17 protein-coding genes are annotated in these 17,622 nt (G+C 66.7%); 12 read left to right on the top strand and 5 right to left on the bottom strand.

Features of this window, described 5'->3' with window-relative positions:
* Both AC13D8_RS13380 and AC13D8_RS13375 read left to right on the top strand, forming a co-directional pair.
* On the top strand, positions 1-247 hold a 247-nt coding region (locus AC13D8_RS13380; protein ID WP_482969228.1), incomplete at its 5' end, for a hypothetical protein.
* Positions 248-383: 136 nt separating this feature from the next.
* Positions 384-1,193: a lytic transglycosylase domain-containing protein gene (locus AC13D8_RS13375; protein WP_482969227.1), complete on the top strand. Its 810-nt coding sequence runs from the start codon at positions 384-386 to the stop codon at positions 1,191-1,193.
* A gap of 44 nt (positions 1,194-1,237) precedes the next feature.
* Here AC13D8_RS13375 and AC13D8_RS13370 read toward each other — a convergent pair whose 3' ends face one another.
* From AC13D8_RS13370 to dprA, 4 genes are all read right to left on the bottom strand, one after another.
* Complete coding sequence (locus tag AC13D8_RS13370) at positions 1,238-1,867, bottom strand: CoA transferase subunit B (protein WP_104019236.1); 630 nt, start codon at positions 1,865-1,867, stop codon at positions 1,238-1,240.
* Complete coding sequence (locus AC13D8_RS13365; protein WP_129434170.1) at positions 1,867-2,589, bottom strand: CoA transferase subunit A; 723 nt, start codon at positions 2,587-2,589, stop codon at positions 1,867-1,869. The genes AC13D8_RS13370 and AC13D8_RS13365 overlap by 1 nt, the downstream gene beginning before the upstream one ends.
* Positions 2,590-2,767: 178 nt before the next feature.
* Complete coding sequence (gene topA, locus AC13D8_RS13360) at positions 2,768-5,446, bottom strand: type I DNA topoisomerase (protein WP_482969226.1); 2,679 nt, start codon at positions 5,444-5,446, stop codon at positions 2,768-2,770.
* A gap of 113 nt (positions 5,447-5,559) precedes the next feature.
* Positions 5,560-6,723, bottom strand: coding sequence for a DNA-processing protein DprA (dprA, locus tag AC13D8_RS13355; RefSeq protein ID WP_482969225.1), 1,164 nt, complete (start codon positions 6,721-6,723; stop codon positions 5,560-5,562).
* Positions 6,724-7,226: 503 nt separating this feature from the next.
* Between dprA and AC13D8_RS13350 the strand changes: the two genes are divergently transcribed.
* On the top strand, positions 7,227-8,357 hold the full coding sequence (locus AC13D8_RS13350; protein ID WP_482969232.1) for a WD40/YVTN/BNR-like repeat-containing protein: 1,131 nt from the start codon (positions 7,227-7,229) through the stop codon (positions 8,355-8,357).
* A gap of 101 nt (positions 8,358-8,458) precedes the next feature.
* Here the strand turns inward: AC13D8_RS13350 and tldD are convergent, their stop codons facing one another.
* A complete protein-coding gene (gene tldD / locus AC13D8_RS13345; protein ID WP_482969224.1) occupies positions 8,459-9,880 on the bottom strand; it encodes a metalloprotease TldD in 1,422 nt (473 codons plus the stop codon).
* A gap of 207 nt (positions 9,881-10,087) precedes the next feature.
* On the opposite strand from tldD, the gene coxB reads away from it, so the two are divergent.
* The 9 genes from coxB to AC13D8_RS13300 all read left to right on the top strand — a co-directional run bounded on the left by coxB (position 10,088) and on the right by AC13D8_RS13300 (position 17,600).
* Complete coding sequence (gene coxB / locus AC13D8_RS13340) at positions 10,088-10,978, top strand: cytochrome c oxidase subunit II (protein ID WP_129434480.1); 891 nt, start codon at positions 10,088-10,090, stop codon at positions 10,976-10,978.
* Between the two features lie 91 nt (positions 10,979-11,069).
* Positions 11,070-12,032 carry a heme o synthase gene (cyoE, locus tag AC13D8_RS13335; RefSeq protein ID WP_482969223.1) on the top strand — a complete coding sequence of 321 codons (963 nt, stop codon included), beginning with the start codon at positions 11,070-11,072 and terminating at the stop codon, positions 12,030-12,032.
* Positions 12,029-12,193, top strand: a complete 165-nt coding sequence (locus tag AC13D8_RS13330) for a hypothetical protein (protein WP_164989249.1) — start codon at positions 12,029-12,031, stop codon at positions 12,191-12,193. The genes cyoE and AC13D8_RS13330 overlap by 4 nt, the downstream gene beginning before the upstream one ends.
* Positions 12,193-12,774, top strand: coding sequence for a cytochrome c oxidase assembly protein (locus AC13D8_RS13325; RefSeq protein WP_482969222.1), 582 nt, complete (start codon positions 12,193-12,195; stop codon positions 12,772-12,774). The genes AC13D8_RS13330 and AC13D8_RS13325 overlap by 1 nt, the downstream gene beginning before the upstream one ends.
* Positions 12,775-12,799: 25 nt before the next feature.
* On the top strand, positions 12,800-13,600 hold the full coding sequence (locus AC13D8_RS13320; protein WP_482969221.1) for a cytochrome c oxidase subunit 3: 801 nt from the start codon (positions 12,800-12,802) through the stop codon (positions 13,598-13,600).
* Positions 13,601-13,685: 85 nt separating this feature from the next.
* A complete protein-coding gene (locus tag AC13D8_RS13315) occupies positions 13,686-14,369 on the top strand; it encodes an SURF1 family protein (protein WP_482969220.1) in 684 nt (227 codons plus the stop codon).
* Positions 14,366-15,754: a threonine synthase gene (thrC, locus tag AC13D8_RS13310; RefSeq protein ID WP_482969219.1), complete on the top strand. Its 1,389-nt coding sequence runs from the start codon at positions 14,366-14,368 to the stop codon at positions 15,752-15,754. Before AC13D8_RS13315 ends, thrC begins: the two co-directional genes overlap by 4 nt.
* The gene (locus AC13D8_RS13305; protein ID WP_104019225.1) at positions 15,751-17,013 is read left to right on the top strand and encodes a M16 family metallopeptidase; all 1,263 of its coding nucleotides are present in this window, start codon (positions 15,751-15,753) and stop codon (positions 17,011-17,013) included. The genes thrC and AC13D8_RS13305 overlap by 4 nt, the downstream gene beginning before the upstream one ends.
* A complete protein-coding gene (locus tag AC13D8_RS13300) occupies positions 17,013-17,600 on the top strand; it encodes a GNAT family N-acetyltransferase (protein WP_104019224.1) in 588 nt (195 codons plus the stop codon). The genes AC13D8_RS13305 and AC13D8_RS13300 overlap by 1 nt, the downstream gene beginning before the upstream one ends.
* Positions 17,601-17,622 lie beyond the last annotated feature (22 nt).

The raw sequence follows: 17,622 nt of genomic DNA, 5'->3' as shown, positions 1-17,622 counted from the left end.
CTTCGTCTTTCGAGAAGTTCTTGAAAAAGTTCATCATGGTTTGGTCCCTCCAAAGGATCAGTTGCTCAGGTTTCACATCCACCCCGGTTTCAGACCCTCCAGTTTTATGGCCCGTTGCCGTCGTGGTGTGATCCTATATGGTCGCCCAATCCGGGCGCGATTTGGGCGGCAATGCAGCGATTTCCGTGTTTTGGTGAATTTTACCGAGAAAGTTGGTAAGCTGTTGAAAATAAATAATATAAACTGAAAATATCTCTCGATATACATCTTTTGCGTGCAGAATTTGACGAAAATCGCGCAAAACGATCCGTGTTTCACGCAACGATTCTGGCCATGAGAGCGGATTGTTGACATGATGAAGGGAAACGATCCGGGGCAGAGCGGTGCCGATCAACGGAATATTCAGGGTTTTGTGCTTTTTTGCCGCGCTGGCACCGGGTGGCGGCGCGCGGGGCGATGGCCCGCCGCCCTTTCCCGACTTCTCGCCCAAGTTCGAGGAAGCCCCGAAGCCCGGTGCGCCGCGCGGCCCGCTGGTGCAGATCACGCCACGCGAGGCCCCGCTTGCCGACGGCGGGAGCGAGGCAGGTGCGCGGGCGGAGCCGCGCCTTGGCTGGTTCTGGGAGGAGGTGCCCGCCGCGCTCGACGCTGACGGGGCTTTGCGCCTGCGCGCCGCGATGACACGTCTCGCCAATCCGCCCGATGGGGTGGCCCCGGCAGTGCCGCGGCTGCAAACCCTGCGTGACATCCTGCGCGCGCGGGGCGCCGACATCCTGCGCGCCACCGTCGGCACGCGGGTGTCGCCCGCGCTGGTGCTGTCGGTGATCGCGGTGGAATCGGGCGGGCGCGCGGAGGTGGTGTCCGAGAAGGGGGCGCAGGGTCTGATGCAGCTCATGCCCGACACCGCCGCGCGGTTCGGCGTGGCCGACCCGCTGGCCCCGACCGAGAACATCCGCGGCGGCGCGGCCTATCTCGACTGGCTGATCGGCGAATTCGGCGGCGACGTCATCCTGGCGCTGGCGGGTTACAACGCGGGCGAGGGGGCGCTGCGCGATCACGGCGGCGTGCCCCCCTTTGCGGAGACGCGCGATTACGTGCCGCGCGTACTCGCGGCCTTCGAGGTGGCGCGGGGGCTGTGCAAGACGCGGCCCGAGCTCGTCACCGACGCCTGCGCCTTCGACCTGGCGTTGAACTAGACCGGGATCGGGCGCGGCGGCCCGGCCCCGGTCGGTCGACGGTTTCAGTTGACGATCGCGGCCTCGGTGGCGGCGCGGATCTCGTCCTCGGTCACGCCATCGGCGCATTCCACGATGCGCAGGCCCCCCTCGACCACGTCGAGCACGCCGAGGTTGGTGACGATGCGATTCACCACGCCGGTGCCGGTGAGCGGCAGGGTGCATTTCTTGAGCAGCTTTGATTCACCCGCCTTGTTGGTGTGGTCCATTACCACCACCACCCGGCGCACGCCGGCGACGAGGTCCATCGCGCCGCCCATGCCCTTGATCAGCTTGCCCGGGATCATCCAGTTGGCCAGATCGCCGTTCTCGGCCACCTCCATCGCGCCGAGAATCGCCATCGCGATCTTGCCGCCCCGGATCATGCCGAAGGAGGTGGCGCTATCGAAATAGGCGGTGTGGGGCAGCTCGGTGATGGTCTGCTTGCCGGCGTTGATGAGATCGGGGTCTTCGTCGCCCTCGAGCGGGAAGGGGCCCATGCCGAGCATCCCGTTTTCGGATTGCAGCGTCACCTGAACGCCCTCGGGGATGTAGTTCGACACCAGGGTCGGGATGCCGATGCCGAGATTTACATAGGTGCCGTCCTCGAGCTCCTGCGCGGCGCGTGCCGCCATCTGGTCGCGGGTCCAGGGCATCAGGCTTCCTCCCTCTTGCGCACGGTGCGTTGTTCGATGCGTTTCTCGTGATCGCCCTGGATCAGGCGGTGCACGTAGATGCCGGGCAGGTGGATGCAGTCGGGGTCGAGCGTGCCGGGTTCGACGATCTCCTCGACCTCCATCACGCAGGTGCGGCCGCACATGGCCGCGGGCGGGTTGAAGTTGCGCGCGGTCTTGCGGAAGATGCAGTTGCCGGTCGTGTCGGCCTTCCATGCCTTGACGATCGAGAGATCGGCGAAGATGCCGCGCTCGAGGATATAGGTCTCGGGCTGGCCGCCGGGGCCGGTGGGGAACTCCTTGTGTTCCTTGCCCTCGGCGATCTGGGTGCCGACGCCGGTCTTGGTATAGAAGCCCGGAATGCCGGCGCCGCCCGCGCGCATCCGCTCGGCGAGCGTGCCCTGGGGGTTGAATTCGAGTTCGAGCTCACCGCTGAGATACTGGCGCATGAATTCGGCGTTCTCGCCCACGTAGGACGACATCATCTTTCTGACCTGCCGGGTCTGCAGCAGGATGCCGATGCCGAAATCGTCAACGCCTGCGTTGTTGGACGCGAAGGTGAGGTTCTTGGCGCCCGAATCGCGGATCGCGGCGAGCAGCAACTCGGGAATGCCGCAGAGGCCGAAGCCGCCCGCGGCGATGGTCATATCGTCCTGCAAGAGCCCGTCAAGCGCCTCGGCCGCCGAGCCGTATACCTTGGACATCGCGCATCTCCTCCTGAAATCCGTCGACCTTGGTATGCGGCGGGGCGGGGGGCGGTGTCAACGCGGGGCGCGCTGCATCGCGGCGATTTACGGATTACTACGTAGCCCCGGCCATTACGCCCGCTTTCTTTGAAAGAAAGCGCGCCAAAATCTTTTGAAGATTTCGACTGCCCCTGCCTCAGCCCACCTTCTTGCGCGCGGTGGTCTTTGAGGCCGCCTTGCCGGTCGTGCTCTTGGCCGCGGTCTTCTTGGCCGCGGTCTTTTTGGGCGCAGCCTTATTCTTGCCGCCGGACTTGGCTGCCTTGGCCGCGATGAGATCGGTCGCCGCCTCGAGGGTGATGTCCTCGGGGCTCGTGTCCTTGGGCAGGGTGGCGTTGATCTTGCCCCATTTCACGTAAGGGCCGTAGCGTCCCTCGAAGACCTGCACCGGCCCGCCCTCGCCCGGATGTTCGCCCAGATCGCGCAGGGCCTTGGCCGCCGTGCGCCCGCGCCCGCCGGGATTGGCGCGCTTGGCGGCGAGCAGTTCCACCGCACGGTTCATGCCGATCTCGAACACGTCATTGGGGTCCTTGAGATTGGCGTAGACGGGTTTGGCGTCATCGGGGCCCTGGTGCATGATGTAGGGGCCGTAGCGACCGAAATTCGACTTGATCGTGCCGCCCTCGGGATGCTCGCCCACCTCGCGCGGCAGGCTCAGCAGGGTGAGCGCCTTTTCCAGCGTCATCTCGTCTGCCTTCCAGCCCTTGGGAAGGCTGGCGCGGTCGGGCTTCTTGTTGTCCTCGGTGGCCTCGCCGCGCTGCACGTAGGGACCGAAGCGGCCCGACCGCAGGGAAATCTCGTTGCCGTGCTCGTCCTCGCCCAGGATGCGGTCGCCGTTTTCGGCCGCGTCGCCGCCGATGGGGCGGGTGTAGCGGCATTCGGGGTAATTGCCGCAGCCCACGAATCCGCCCGAACGCGAGGTCTTGAGGTGCAGTCGTCCGGTGCCGCAGAGCGGGCATTGGCGCGGGTCGCCGCCGTCCTCGCGGGGCGGGTAGAGCGTGGGAGCGAGCGCGTCGTCGAGCACGTCGAGCACTTCCTTGATCCTCAGCTCGGAGGTCTCGGAGATGGCCGCCGAGAAATCGCGCCAGAAGCGCGACAGCACCTCCTTGTAATCGGCCTCGCCCGCGCTCACCCGGTCGAGATCCTCTTCGAGATTGGCGGTGAACTCGTAGCCCACGTATTTGCGGAAGAAGTTGATCAGGAAGGTGGTGACGATGCGGCCCTTGTCCTCGGGGATGAGGCGGCCCTGTTCCTTGCGGACGTATTCGCGCTCTTCGATGGTGCCGAGCACGCTGGCATAGGTCGAGGGGCGGCCGATGCCCAGTTCTTCCATCTTCTTGACCAGCGTCGCCTCCGTGTAGCGGGGCGGAGGCTGGGTGAAGTGTTGCAGGCCCAGTACCGCCTCGTTCTCCGAGAGCATGGCGGCGGGGGTGTCCTTGGCCTCTTGCGCCTTGGCGAATTCCGTGCGCAGCGAGGATTTGGCGAAGCTGGCCTTGTCACCTTGCGCGATCTGCGGCAGGCGGCGGTCGTCGTCGTCGGTGGCCACGTCGTCGCGCCCCTCCTCGTAGATCTTGAGGAAGCCGTCGAAGAGCATCACCTGCCCGGTGGCGCGCAGACCCACCTGGCCGTCCTCGCTGCCGATCTCGACCGTGGTGCGCTCCAGCCGGGCGGCGGCCATCTGGCAGGCGAGCGTGCGTTTCCAGATCAGATCGTAGAGCTTGCGCTGATCGGCGTCGGAGATGCGTAGCTTGCCGGCGTCGCGCGTCATGTCGGTGGGGCGGATGCATTCATGCGCCTCTTGGGCGTTCTTGGCCTTGTTCTTGTACATGCGCGGCGATTTCGGGAGATAGTCCGCGCCGTATCGGTCCTTGATCGCGTCGCGCGCGGCCATCACCGCCTCGGGGGCCATGTCGATCCCGTCGGTTCGCATGTAGGTGATGAGCCCGGCCTCGTAGAGCCGTTGCGCAGCGGACATACATTGCCGCGCGCCCATGCCGAACTTGCGGCTCGCCTCCTGTTGCAGGGTCGAGGTCATGAACGGGGCCGAGGGGTTGCGCGTTGCCGGTTTCGCCTCGACGCCGGTGACGGTGAGGGCACGCGCCGCCACCGCCTGCACTGCCATGTCGGCCTGCGTGGCGTTTTCCAGGCTGTACTTGTCGAGCTTGTCGCCCGCGAGGGTGACGAGGCGGGCCTCGAAATCCTGCCCGCGCGGGGTGGTGAGGCGGGCCTTGACGGACCAGTATTCGCGGGGCCTGAACGCCTCTATCTCCTGCTCGCGCTCGACGATGAGGCGCAGGCAGACCGATTGCACGCGCCCCGCCGAGCGCGCGCCGGGCAGCTTGCGCCAGAGCACGGGGCTGAGGTTGAAGCCGACGAGGTAGTCGAGCGCGCGGCGCGCGAGATAGGCCTCGACCAGCGGCGCGTCGATGTCACGCGGGTTCTGCATCGCCTCGGTCACGGCGGATTTGGTGATGGCGTTGAAGACGACGCGGCTGACCGGCGTGTCCTTGCGGATCGCCTTGCGCTTGCGCAGGGTTTCCTCGAGGTGCCAGCTGATCGCCTCGCCCTCGCGGTCGGGGTCGGTCGCGAGGATGAGCGCGTTATCGTCCTTGAGCGCGTCGGCGATGGCCTTGACGTGCTTGCGCGCGTCGGCGCCCACCTCCCATGTCATGTCGAATCCGTTCTCGGGATCGACCGAACCGTCCTTGGGCGGCAGGTCGCGGACATGGCCATAACTTGCCAGAACCGTGTAGCCATCGCCGAGATACTTGTTGATCGTCTTGGCTTTTGCAGGCGATTCGACGACGACGACGGGCATGGGCACTCCTTCCGGCTCTGGGGGCCGCTTATGGCGGCGCACCATGTGGGCTGGCAAGGGGATTTGTCAACGCAGGGTCAGAGAACGGCGCTGGGGCCCCAGGTGGCATGCGGTCAGACGGCGAGCGAGACGAGGCCGCCGGGGTGGCGGGTGATGCGCCCGTCAAGTTCGAGCGCGACGAGGGCCGGGGCGACGGTCTGCGCGGGGCTGGCGAGATCGCGGATGAGCTGATCCTCGGCCAGCGGCGAGGGCCCGAGGCGTGACAGGATCTGGCGGTGCAGCGCGGCGGTGTCGCGCAATGTGCGCTGTGGAGGAGGCGGTGACAAGTCTGGCACCTGGGTCGGCGCGGGGGCGAGCGGCATTTCGGCCTGCGATGCCTCGGGCGATCGGGGCAGTGCCTCGATCACGTCGGCGGCGTTGCGCACCAGGGTGGCGCCGTCGCGGATCAGCATGTTGCAGCCTGCGGCGCGGGCGTCGATCGGGTGGCCGGGCACGGCCATGACCTCGCGCCCCTGGTCGAGCGCGGTGCGCGCGGTGATGAGCGAGCCGGACTTGGCCGCGGCCTCGACCACCACGACGGCGCGCGCCAGCCCGCTGATGAGGCGGTTGCGCACCGGGAAGTGGCGCGCCTGCGGGGCGAGGCCGGGGGGCTGCTCCGACAGGCGCAGGCCGCTCTCGGCGATGCGCGCGGCAAGCTCGGCGTTTTCGGAAGGGTAGATCACGTCGACCCCCCCGGCCATCGCGGCCACCGTGCCGTCATCGAGGCTGGCGCGATGGGCCGCGGTGTCGATGCCACGGGCGAGGCCCGAGACGATCGGGTAGCCCTGCGCCGCGAGATCGGCGGAGAGCGCGCGCGCCATGCGCAGGCCGAGCGAGGAGGCGTTGCGGGCGCCCACGATGGCGATCATGGGGCGGGAGAGGATCGCCGGATCGCCGATCACCCACAGGAGCGGCGGTGCGTCCGGCAGGTCGCGCAGCGCCGCCGGGTAGGCGGGATCGGCGAAGGTGAGAAGCCGTGCGCCCGCGGCATGGCCCGCGCGCAGTTCGGCCTCGGCCACGCCGGCAGGGCACGCGCGGTAATCGGACACGCCCGCGGCGTGGGCGACCCCGGGCAGGGCGTCGAGCGCGGCAGCGGCAGAGCCGTGTTCGGCCATCAGCCGGTGAAAGGTATTCGGCCCGACCCGGCGGGAGCGCAAGAGGCGAAGCCACGACACCCGGTCATCTTCCGTGGTGGGTGGGAGTGGGGGGTGAGTGGAAGGATGATTTGTGTCGGGCATCCGCGACCTCGCCAACTTGCAATGACAGGGATAGCGCGGGCAGGGTTAATGGGCGGTAAACCGGAATGGCGCGAGTCGCCGATTTTTTGCCGATTTCATTTAAGTATATGATATTGCAAATTAATTACATCGTTTTTGGCGTTCTGTGCGGTGTCGGTATCGCGTCGGTATCCTGTCGGTATCGCGGCGGTGCCGGGGACCGGGGCCACGCCCGGGGGCGCGGTCGTGACCACGGCGCGCGGGGCGGGCACGGGGTGGCAAGGGTTGCGCGGGGGCGGATCGGGCGGGATCTGGATATTTTTGGCAAGATGAAGACGGGCGGGGCCGGGACCTGTGCCTCGGGGGACAAGGGCGGTTTCGTGCGCCCGATTTGTGGGACGAATTTCTCCCGGAGCGGACATGTGCCGAAACCCGCCGGGATGTCATCGCCGATGCGACACGGGCGGATTGCCATGGTATTCTCACGGCTGGAGGATAACGATGGCGGCATATTGAGGCTAACGATGACGGCAAATTCACGCGTTCTCTTGGGCACGACGAAAGGCACCTTTGTCCTGGACCCCGGGGCCCATGACTGGTCCGTCTCGGGCCCCCATTGCGACGGTTGGTGCATCAATCACGTAATCGGCGATCCGGAGAGCGGAACATTGTGGGCCGGCGGTGGCGGGGAGTGGCCCGGAGCGGGGGTCTGGCGGTCCGAGGACGGCGAGACATGGGAGCTGTGCAAGCTTTCAAACGGTCAGATTGATGAATGGGCGGCCGCCGACCCGGACATGGCGGCATTCATGAACTGGACGCCCACCGATGTTCCGTTTGAAAACCTCAAGGCTGTCTGGTCGTTGCACAGGGCACACGGCGGTCTTTATGCCGGGACAAATCCTGCATCGCTTCTGTTCAGTGCGGATGGGGGCCGGACATGGGAGAAGAACGCCGCACTGGAAAACCATCCGACCCGCGAGACCTGGAATCCGGGCGCGGCGGGCCTGGTTCTTCATTCGATGCTCAGCGATCCTGATAACGGGGACAAGATGTGGCTTGGCATATCCGCGGCGGGGGTGTTTGCAACCGAAGATGGCGGCAAGAGCTGGGAGCGCCGCAACCGGCTGTCCAATGATGCGGTCTGTGCCGAGCACCATCATCCTGCTGCGCCACGCAACGGTGAAACCGGCCATTGCGTGCATAACATGCAGCGCGGGCCTGATGACCTGTTATATCAGCAAAACCATCATGGCACCTATCGAAGCACGGATGGCGGGCGCACATGGAACGATGTGACCGACGGGCTGCCGTCCACCTTTGGCTTTCCGATCGCGATCCACCCTCGTGATCCGGCTACGATCTGGGTGCTTCCGCTGAACGGCGATATGGCCGGTCGTTTTCCGCCGGACGCTTCGGCTGCCGTCTGGAAATCCACCGATGCGGGCGCGACCTGGGAGGCCAAGCGCGATGGATTGCCGCAAGGCGCCTGTTTCTTCACCGTGCTGCGTCAGTCCATGGCCACCGATGCCGATGCGGGCGTCTACTTCGGAACCAACACGGGTTCGGTTTTTGCCAGTTTCGACGAAGGCGAAACCTGGTCGGAAATCGCGCGGCACCTGCCAACGATCCTGTCCGTGGAAACGCTGAGCCGATGACGGAGTGCCGGCAAGGCCGGGCGGGTCTGCAAGCCGTGCAGGCCTGATCCCGGGCGCAAGGCAGACCCTGGTTACGTGGCAGTATTGACCCAAGAGTGCCGCTACGCCGCCGATCCCCCCACCGTCAGCCCGCCGATCAGCACCGAGGGCTGGCCCACGCCCACGGGCACCCATTGCCCCTGCTTGCCGCAGCTGCCCATGCCGGGATCGAGGGCCATGTCGTTGCCGAGGCCGCGGATTTGCTGGAGGGCGGTGGCGCCGTCACCGATGAGGGTGGCGCCCTTGACCGGGGCGCCGACCTTGCCGTTTTTGACGCGGTACGCCTCGGTGCAGGAGAACACGAACTTGCCGTTGGTGATGTCGACCTGCCCGCCGCCGAAGCCGACGGCGTAGAGGCCGTCCTTCATCCCGGCAATGAGATCGCCGGGGGTGGCGTCGCCGCCGAGCATGTAGGTGTTGGTCATGCGCGGCATGGGGGCGTGGGCATAGCTTTCGCGGCGGCCGTTGCCGGTGGCCTCGACCCCCATCAGGCGCGCGTTCTGGCGATCCTGCATGTAGCCCACGAGGATGCCGTCCTCGATCAGCACGTTGCGGCGCGAGGGCGTGCCCTCGTCATCGAAGGTGAGCGAGCCGCGCCGGTCCGGGATCGTGCCGTCGTCGAGCACGGTGACACCGGGGGCGGCGATGCGTTGGCCCATCAGCCCGGCAAAGGCGGAACTGCCCTTGCGGTTGAAATCGCCCTCGAGCCCGTGGCCGATGGCCTCGTGCAGGAGGATGCCGGGCCAGCCCGGGCCAAGCACCACGTCCATCACGCCGGCGGGGGCGTCCTCGGCGCGCAGGTTGACCAGCGCGATGCGCAGGGCCTCGCGGGTCTTGGCCTGCCAATCGGCCGGGTCGATCAGCCCGCCCATGCCGAGCCGCCCGCCGCCGCCGGCGCTGCCCTGTTCGCGGCGGCCGTTTCCTTCGACGATGACCGAGACATTGAGCCGGGTCATGGGGCGGGTGTCGCGCAGCTCTTGCCCGTCGGGGCGCAGGATCACCACTTCCTGAAGCGAGGCGGCGAGCGAGGCGGTGACCTGCACCACGCGGGGGTCGAGATCGCGGGCGAAGGCGTCGATCTCGCGCAGGGTGTCGATCTTGACCGGAAAGCCCGCCCCGGCGATCGGGTCGGCATCGGTGTAGAGGCGGGTATTGGTGGGCGCGGGGCCCGCCGCGAGGGTGCCGCCGCCCGCGCCCACGGCGAGGCGCGCCGTCTCGACCGCGCGGGCGAGCGCGGCCTCGTTCACCTCGGAGGAATGGGCGTAGCCCGTCACCTCGCCGTGCACCGCGCGCAGGCCGAACCCCTCGGACGCGTCGTAGGAGGCGGTGCGCAGCCGTCCGTCATCGAAGCTAAGTGCCTCGGCGCGGCGGCGTTCGAGAAAGAGCTCGCCATCGTCGGCGCCACGGGTGGCCGCGCGCAGGGACGCCAGCGCCGCCTCGCGGTCGAGGAGCGTGTCGAAGGGGCGAAAGGGGGTGTCACTCATGGGGTGCTGTCCTGCGTGATGGGGCGTCAAGCCGGCGCCGCGATTTGATCCAGATCAAAAAAAGCGTCCGTTTGCCGCAATGGTCTTTCTTGTCGTCACGTTCAGAATATGGTTTTAGACGTTACCAAGACAACGGCGTTCCGCCACCGCCCGGCCCGACCGGGCAAGGCCAGAGACATGAACCGCTTTAACCGACCAGGGTGCACAATGCGACTTACCCCCAGCCTCTTGGCCTTTATGGCCGCCTTTTCCGCCCTCCCCGCGCAAGCGCAGGAGATCGTCGGCGCGCCCTCAGCGGGCAAAACCGGGTTTCAGCCCGCGGCGACCGAGCTTGCCCGCGACCTGCAATGGCTCGACGGGGCGATCAACGTCATCATCATCGCCATCACGCTCCTCGTCACGGCGCTGCTGGCCTACGTGATCGTGCGCTACAACCGGCGCGCCAATCCGAACCCGGCGAAATTCACCCATCACACGCCGGTCGAGATCGCCTGGACCATCGTGCCGATCCTGATCCTCGTGTTCATCGGGGCCAACTCGCTGCCGATCCTGTTCAAGCAGCAGGAAATCCCCGAGGGAGACATCAACATCAAGGTGACCGGCTATCAGTGGTACTGGGGCTATGAGTACACCGATCACGAGTTCGGCTTTGACAGCTACATGATCGGTGCGCCCGCCACCGGCGGCGACAACCGGCTGACGCCGGAGGTCGAGGAGCAACTGGTCGAGGCGGGCTATAGCCGCGATGAATTCCTGCTGGCCACCGATACCGCCGTGGTGCTGCCGGTGGGCAAGACCGTGGTGATGACAGTGACCGGCGCCGACGTGATCCATAGCTGGACGATCCCCGCCTTTGGCGTAAAGCAGGACGCGGTGCCGGGGCGGCTGGCGCAGCTCTGGTTCACCGCCGAGAAGGAAGGCATCTATTTCGGCCAGTGCTCGGAGCTGTGCGGGCAGGCGCATGCCTATATGCCGATCACCGTCAAGGTGGTGAGCGAGGCCGAGTACCAGGAGTGGCTGGAAGGCGCGATCGACGAATATGCGGGCGACCCGTCCACCTTGCCGGGTGCCGCTGTGCAGGTCGCCTCGACCGAGTGACATCGCTGCGGGCGCGCCGGGGCGTGTGCGCACGCCGGATGCATGGACAGCGGGGCGCGCGCCGCCCCGCCGCGAAGAGAATGAGCAAGATATGAGCGACGCGAGCCTTCACCAAGCCAGCACCGCGCAGCCCGGAGAGGGCGGCTTTGGTGATTTCTTCGCGCTGTTGAAGCCGCGGGTGATGGTGCTGGTGGTGTTCACCGCGCTGGTGGGGCTGCTGGCCGCGCCGGTCGCGCTGCACCCGGTGGAGGCGCTGGCCGCGATCCTGTTCATTGCCGTGGGCGGGGGCGCTGCGGGCGCGCTCAACATGTGGTGGGAATCCGATATCGACGCGCTGATGAGGCGGACGCGCAGGAGGCCGATCCCGGCGGGCAAGGTGACGCGCGACGAGGCGTTTGCATTCGGCATCACGCTGGCGGTGTTCGCGGTGGTGATGCTGTGGCTCGCCACCAATGCCCTGGCCGCCGCGATCCTTGCCTTCACCATCTTTTTCTACGTGGTGATCTACACCGTCGGGCTTAAGCGCTGGACGCCGCAGAACATCGTCATTGGCGGCGCCGCGGGGGCGTTTCCGCCGATGATCGGCTGGGCGGCGGCGACCGGGACGGTGAGCATCGAATCGGTGCTGATGTTCGCGCTGATCTTCATGTGGACGCCGCCGCATTTCTGGGCGCTGGCGCTGTTCATGCGGGGCGATTACGACGGTGCGGGCGTGCCGATGCTGACGGTGACGCATGGCCGCAAATCGACCCGGCTGCATATCCTCGTCTATACCGTGCTGCTGGCCGTGATGGCCGTGGGCGCGGCGTTCACCGGGATTGGCGGGCCAGTCTACCTGATCGTGGCGCTGGTGTTCAACGCGCTGTTCCTGCGCGACGCGGTGGCGATCTGGCGGCGCGACGAAGACATGGCGGAGGCCGACGATTACCGCGTGGAGAAACGCGCCTTCCGGCTGTCGCTGTGGTATCTCTTTGCGCATTTCACCGCCATCCTCGCAGAGGCGGCGCTGGCGGGGCTGGGCCTCGGGGGCCTCGGTTTCGGGGGCTGGGCATGAGCTTTCGCGAGGAACACGAGCTGCACAAGCGCCGGTTCGGGCGCAACCTCGGGCTGGGGCTGGTGCTGGCGGGATTCGTGGCGCTGGTCTTCGGGCTGACGATCGCCAAGGTCTCGAACGAGGATTTCAGTGTGCCGACACAGCAGGGGGAGGGGAACTGATGGCGCTCGATCCGAAGACGAAGACCGTCACCCGCCTTGTGGGCGTGGTGGTGCTGATGGGCGGGCTCGCCTGGGCCTCGGTGCCGTTCTACGACTGGTTTTGCCGCGTGACCGGCTTTGGCGGGGTCACCGGCGTGTCGGACGTGGCGAGCGAGGACATCCTCGACCAGACCATCAAGGTGCGTTTCGACGCAAGCCGCGAGCGCGGCATGCCGTGGGAGTTCAAGCCCATGCAGCGCGAGATGGAGATTCGCATCGGCGAGACGGGCCTGGCCTTCTACGAGGCCTACAACCCCACCGACCGCGTGGTGGCAGGGCGCGCCAACTACAACGTGACGCCCTACGAGGCGGGTGGGTTTTTCACCAAGATCGACTGCTTCTGCTTCACCGAGCAGGTGCTGCAACCCGGCGAGCGGGTGCAGATGCCGGTGACCTACTACGTGGACCCCGAGATCGTGGACGACCGCGAGGGGCAGTATATCCACACGATCACGCTGTCCTATACATTCCACGAGATCGACCTGCCGGAAAACCACGCGGCGCTTGCGTCCGGGGAAACAGACGGTACAACGCTGAACTGAGCCTGTGACGAGGGAAGAGACCGAGATGGCACATACCAAGAATCACGACTACCATATCCTGCACCCCTCCATATGGCCGCTTCTGGGCGCGCTGTCGGGGTTCGTCATGCTGTTCGGGGCGGTGCTGTTTTTCCATGACAGCGGGCCCTGGATGCTGCTCGCCGGGCTGGTCGGCGTGATTTACGTCATGTTCGGCTGGTGGGCCGACGTGGTCCACGAGGGGCAGACCGGCGATCACACGCCGGTGGTGCGCATCGGGCTGCGCTATGGCTTCATCCTGTTCATCATGTCGGAGGTGATGTTCTTCTCGGCGTGGTTCTGGAGCTTCTTCAAGCACGCGATGTATCCGATGGGCGACGCCTCGCCAATGGTGGACGGCATCTGGCCGCCCGCCGGGATCGAGACCTTCGACCCCTGGCACCTGCCGCTCATCAACACGCTGATCCTGCTGTGCTCGGGCTGTGCCGCGACCTGGGCGCACCACGCGCTGGTGCACGAGAACAACCGGCAGGACGTGAAATGGGGCCTGATCATCGCCATCGTTCTGGGGGCGCTGTTCACGTTTTTCCAAGTCTATGAATACAGCCATGCCGGGTTCGGCTTCTCGGGCAATATCTATGGGGCCAACTTCTTCATGGCGACGGGCTTTCACGGGGCGCACGTCATCATCGGCACGGTGTTTCTGTTCGTCTGCCTGCTGCGGGTGCTGAAGGGTCATTTCACACCCGAGCAGCATGTGGGGTTCGAGGCGGCGGCGTGGTACTGGCACTTCGTTGACGTGGTCTGGCTGTTCCTGTTCGCCGCGGTCTATATCTGGGGCGGCTGACCGGGTTTCGCCTGGCAAGCGCGGATATTTTTGGCAAGATGAAGATGCGGGGGCCGTCCCCGCATTTTCCTTTTGAGTGTGGATCATGCGAAAGACCCTGATCGTTCCTCTCATCTTCGGCATCGCCGGTGTGGCGGTGCTGCTGGGCCTGGGCAAGTGGCAGCTTGACCGGCTGGCGTGGAAGGAGGGCATCCTCGCCGATATCGAGGCGCGGATTTCTGCGGCGCCGGTGGCGTTGCCCGACGAGGCGGAGCCGCAGGCCGACCGTTACCTGCCGGTCGCGGTGACCGGGAGGATCGGGGCGCGCGCGCTGCGGGTGCTGGTGAGCCGCAAGCAGGTGGGCGCGGGCTATCGGCTCATCTCGGCGCTGGACACGGGCGGGCGGCGGGTGCTGCTGGACCGGGGCTTCGTGAAGGTGGCGGCGGATATTCCGCAAACCTCTGGCGAGGTGCGCGTCACCGGCAACCTGCACTGGCCCGATGATCGGCTGAGTTCCACGCCCGAGAACGACGTGGCGGGCAACACCTGGTTCGCCCGCGACATCGCGCAGATGGCCGAGGTGCTGGAGACCGAGCCGGTTCTGGTCGTGGCGCGCGATGTGTCGCCGCCGGAACAGGGCGTGACGCCGCTGCCGGTAGACACGGGCGGGATTCCGAATGATCACCTGAGTTACGCGATCACGTGGTTCTCGCTGGCCATCATCTGGGCGGCGATGACCGGGGCTTTCATCTGGCGGGCGCGGCGCGCCGCGAAAGGGGCAGGGCAATGAGGTATATCTCGACGCGGGGGCAGGCGCCCAGCTTGAGCTTTGAAGAGGCGATGCTGACGGGGCTGGCGCGCGATGGCGGGCTGTATCTGCCGGAGAGCATTCCGCAGATGAGTGCCGACGATATTCGTGCGCTGGAGGGGGTAAGCTACGAGGAGGCCGCGTTCCGGGTGATGCGGCCGTTCATCGGTGATGCCTTTACCGACGACGAATTTCGCGGGATCATCGCGCGGGCCTATGCGGGCTTTGGCCACGCAGCGCGGGCGCCTCTCAAGCAGTTGGACAGCGGGCACTTCCTGCTGGAGCTGTTTCACGGCCCGACGCTGGCGTTCAAGGATTTCGCGATGCAGCTTATCGGGCAGCTTTTCGAGGCGTCATTGACGCGCTCGGGGCGGCGCGTGTGCATCGTGGGGGCGACGAGCGGCGATACCGGATCGGCGGCGATCGAGGCGTTTCGGGGGCTCGATGCGGTGGACGTGTTCATCCTCTACCCGCATGGCCGTGTATCCGAGGTGCAGCGGCGGCAGATGACGACGCCGGGTGAGAGCAATGTGCATGCGCTCGCCATCGACGGGCATTTCGACGACGCGCAGGCGCGCGTGAAGGACATGTTCAACGATTTCGAGTTTCGTGACGGGGTGCGGCTGGCCGGTGTGAATTCCATCAACTGGGCGCGGGTGCTGGCGCAGGTGGTGTATTATTTCACCTCTGCGGTGAGCCTCGGCGCGCCGGACAGGAAGGTGAGCTTCACCGTGCCGACGGGGAATTTCGGGGATATTTTCGCGGGGTTCATCGCCAGGCAAATGGGGCTGCCCATCGACCGGCTGGTGGTGGCGACCAATCAGAACGATATCCTGCATCGGTGTCTCAGCACCGGGGAATATCGGCCTGACGGGGTTGCGCCGTCGATCAGCCCGTCGATGGATATCCAGGTGAGTTCGAATTTCGAGCGCGCGCTCTACTATGCCTACGGGCAGGAGGGTGCCGCCGTGGCGCAGGTGATGGACGAGCTGAAGGCGGGAGGTTTCGCGGTCAGTCAGGGCGCCTTGCAGGCGCTGCGCGAGACGTTCGAGAGCGGGCGTGCGGACGAGGACGAGACCCGCGCCGCGATCCGCGCGACTTGGGAGCGCAGCGGAGAGTTGCTCTGCCCCCATTCGGCGGTGGGTGTGCACGTGGCCGAGGCGCACCGCCACCCCGGCGTGCCGATGATCACGCTGGCCACCGCGCACCCGGCGAAGTTTCCAGCGGCGGTGGAAGAGGCGAGCGGCATTCACGCCCCCTTGCCCGAGCGTATGGCGGACCTGTATGACCGCGCAGAACGTGTGACGCGGGTCGGCAACGACCTGCGCGCCATAGAGACCCTAATCAAGGAACGGATCGCCAATTGAGTGTCAACCTGACCACCCTCTCCAACGGATTCCGCGTCGTGTCGGAGGCCATGCCGGGGCTGCAATCCGCGGCCGTGGGCGTCTGGGTGCTGGCCGGTGCGCGCAACGAGGAGGCCGCGCAGAACGGCATCGCGCATTTCCTGGAGCACATGGCGTTCAAGGGCACGGCGCGGCGCAGCGCGGTGCAGATCGCCGAGGCGATCGAGGACGTGGGCGGCTATATCAACGCCTACACCTCGCGCGAGGTGACGGCCTATTACGCGCGGGTGCTGAAGGACGACGTGCCGCTCGCCACCGATGTGCTGGCCGACATCCTGCGCAACCCGGCCTTTGACGCGCGCGAGATCGAGGTGGAGCGCGGCGTGATCCTGCAGGAGATCGGGCAGGCGCTCGATACGCCCGACGACATCATCTTTGACTGGTTGCAGGAGCGCGCCTATCCCGATCATCCGCTGGGGCGGACCATTCTGGGCCCCGAGGACCGGGTGCGCGGATTTGCCCGGCCCGACCTGGAGGGGTTCGTGGATCGCCATTACCGTCCCGGCCAGATGGTGCTGGCCGCGGCAGGCGCGGTGGATCACGACGCGCTGGTGCGGCTGGCCGAAGGGATGTTCGGCGACATGGCCCCCGCGCCGGTGGCCGAGGCACCGCGCGCGCGGTTCCAGGGCGGCGAGGTGCGGCGCGAGAAGGCGCTGGAACAGGCGCACATGGCGCTGGCGTTCGAGGGGCCGGATTACGCCCATGACGATATCCACGCGGCGCAGATCTATGCCACCGCGCTGGGCGGGTCGATGTCGTCGCGGCTGTTCCAGGAGGTGCGCGAGCGGCGCGGGCTGTGCTACACCATCTTTGCGCAGGCCGGGGCCTATGCCGATACCGGCATGATGACCATCTACGCGGGCACCTCCGGCGATGCCATCGGCGATCTGGCAACGATCACCATCGACGAGATGAAGCGCGCGGCCGAGGACATGAGCGAGACCGAGATCGAGCGCGCGCGGGCGCAGATGAAGGCCGGGCTGCTGATGGGGCTGGAGAGCCCCGGCAACCGGGCCGAACGGCTGGCGCGGATGTTGCAGATCTGGGGTCGTGTGCCGGACGTGGCCGAGGTGGTCGAGCGGATCGACGCGGTCAGTCTGGGCGATGTGCGCCGGGTGGCCGAGACCACGGTGGCGCACGCGCCCTCGGCGCTGGCGCTCTATGGCCCGGTGGCGGGTGCGCCGGACATCGCGACCCTCGACGCGAGGCGCGCGGCCTGATGTTCCTCCTGCCACGCCGGCCCGCCAGGATCGAGACCGAGCGTCTGACCCTGCGCCAGCCGGTGATGGCGGATTTCCGCGACTGGAGCAGCCTGCGCGCCGAGAGTGCCGAGTTCCTGATCCCGTGGGAACCGGCATGGGCCCACGATCACCTGTCGCGCAAGGGATTTTCCAACCGGGTGTGGTGGGCGCAGCGGGCGATCACCGGGGGCAGCGCGCTGCCGCTGTTCCTGTTCCGGCGCGAGGACGGGGTGTTGTTGGGGGCGATCACGCTCGACAACATCCGGCGCGGCCCGGCGCAATCCGGCAATCTCGGCTACTGGATCGGCGCGGCCCATGCGCGGCAGGGCTACATGGCCGAGGCCATCGCGGGGGTGGTGCATCACGCCTTCGGGCGGCTCGACCTGAGCCGGATCGAGGCCGCCTGCCTGCCCGAGAACGCGGCGTCGCGGGGGCTCTTGGAGAAATGCGGCTTCAAGTACGAGGGCGTGGCGCAGAGCTATCTCCAGATCAACGGGCGCTGGCGGACCCATGTGCTCTATGCCGCGCTGCGGGCGGACCGGCGGGGGCGGACCGACGCGGGGTGAGGTGCGGGCTGGCCTTGAGTAT

The organism is Roseovarius sp. B-10 (genome assembly GCF_056859295.1).
This window is presented reverse-complemented; position numbering and strand designations above follow the sequence as displayed.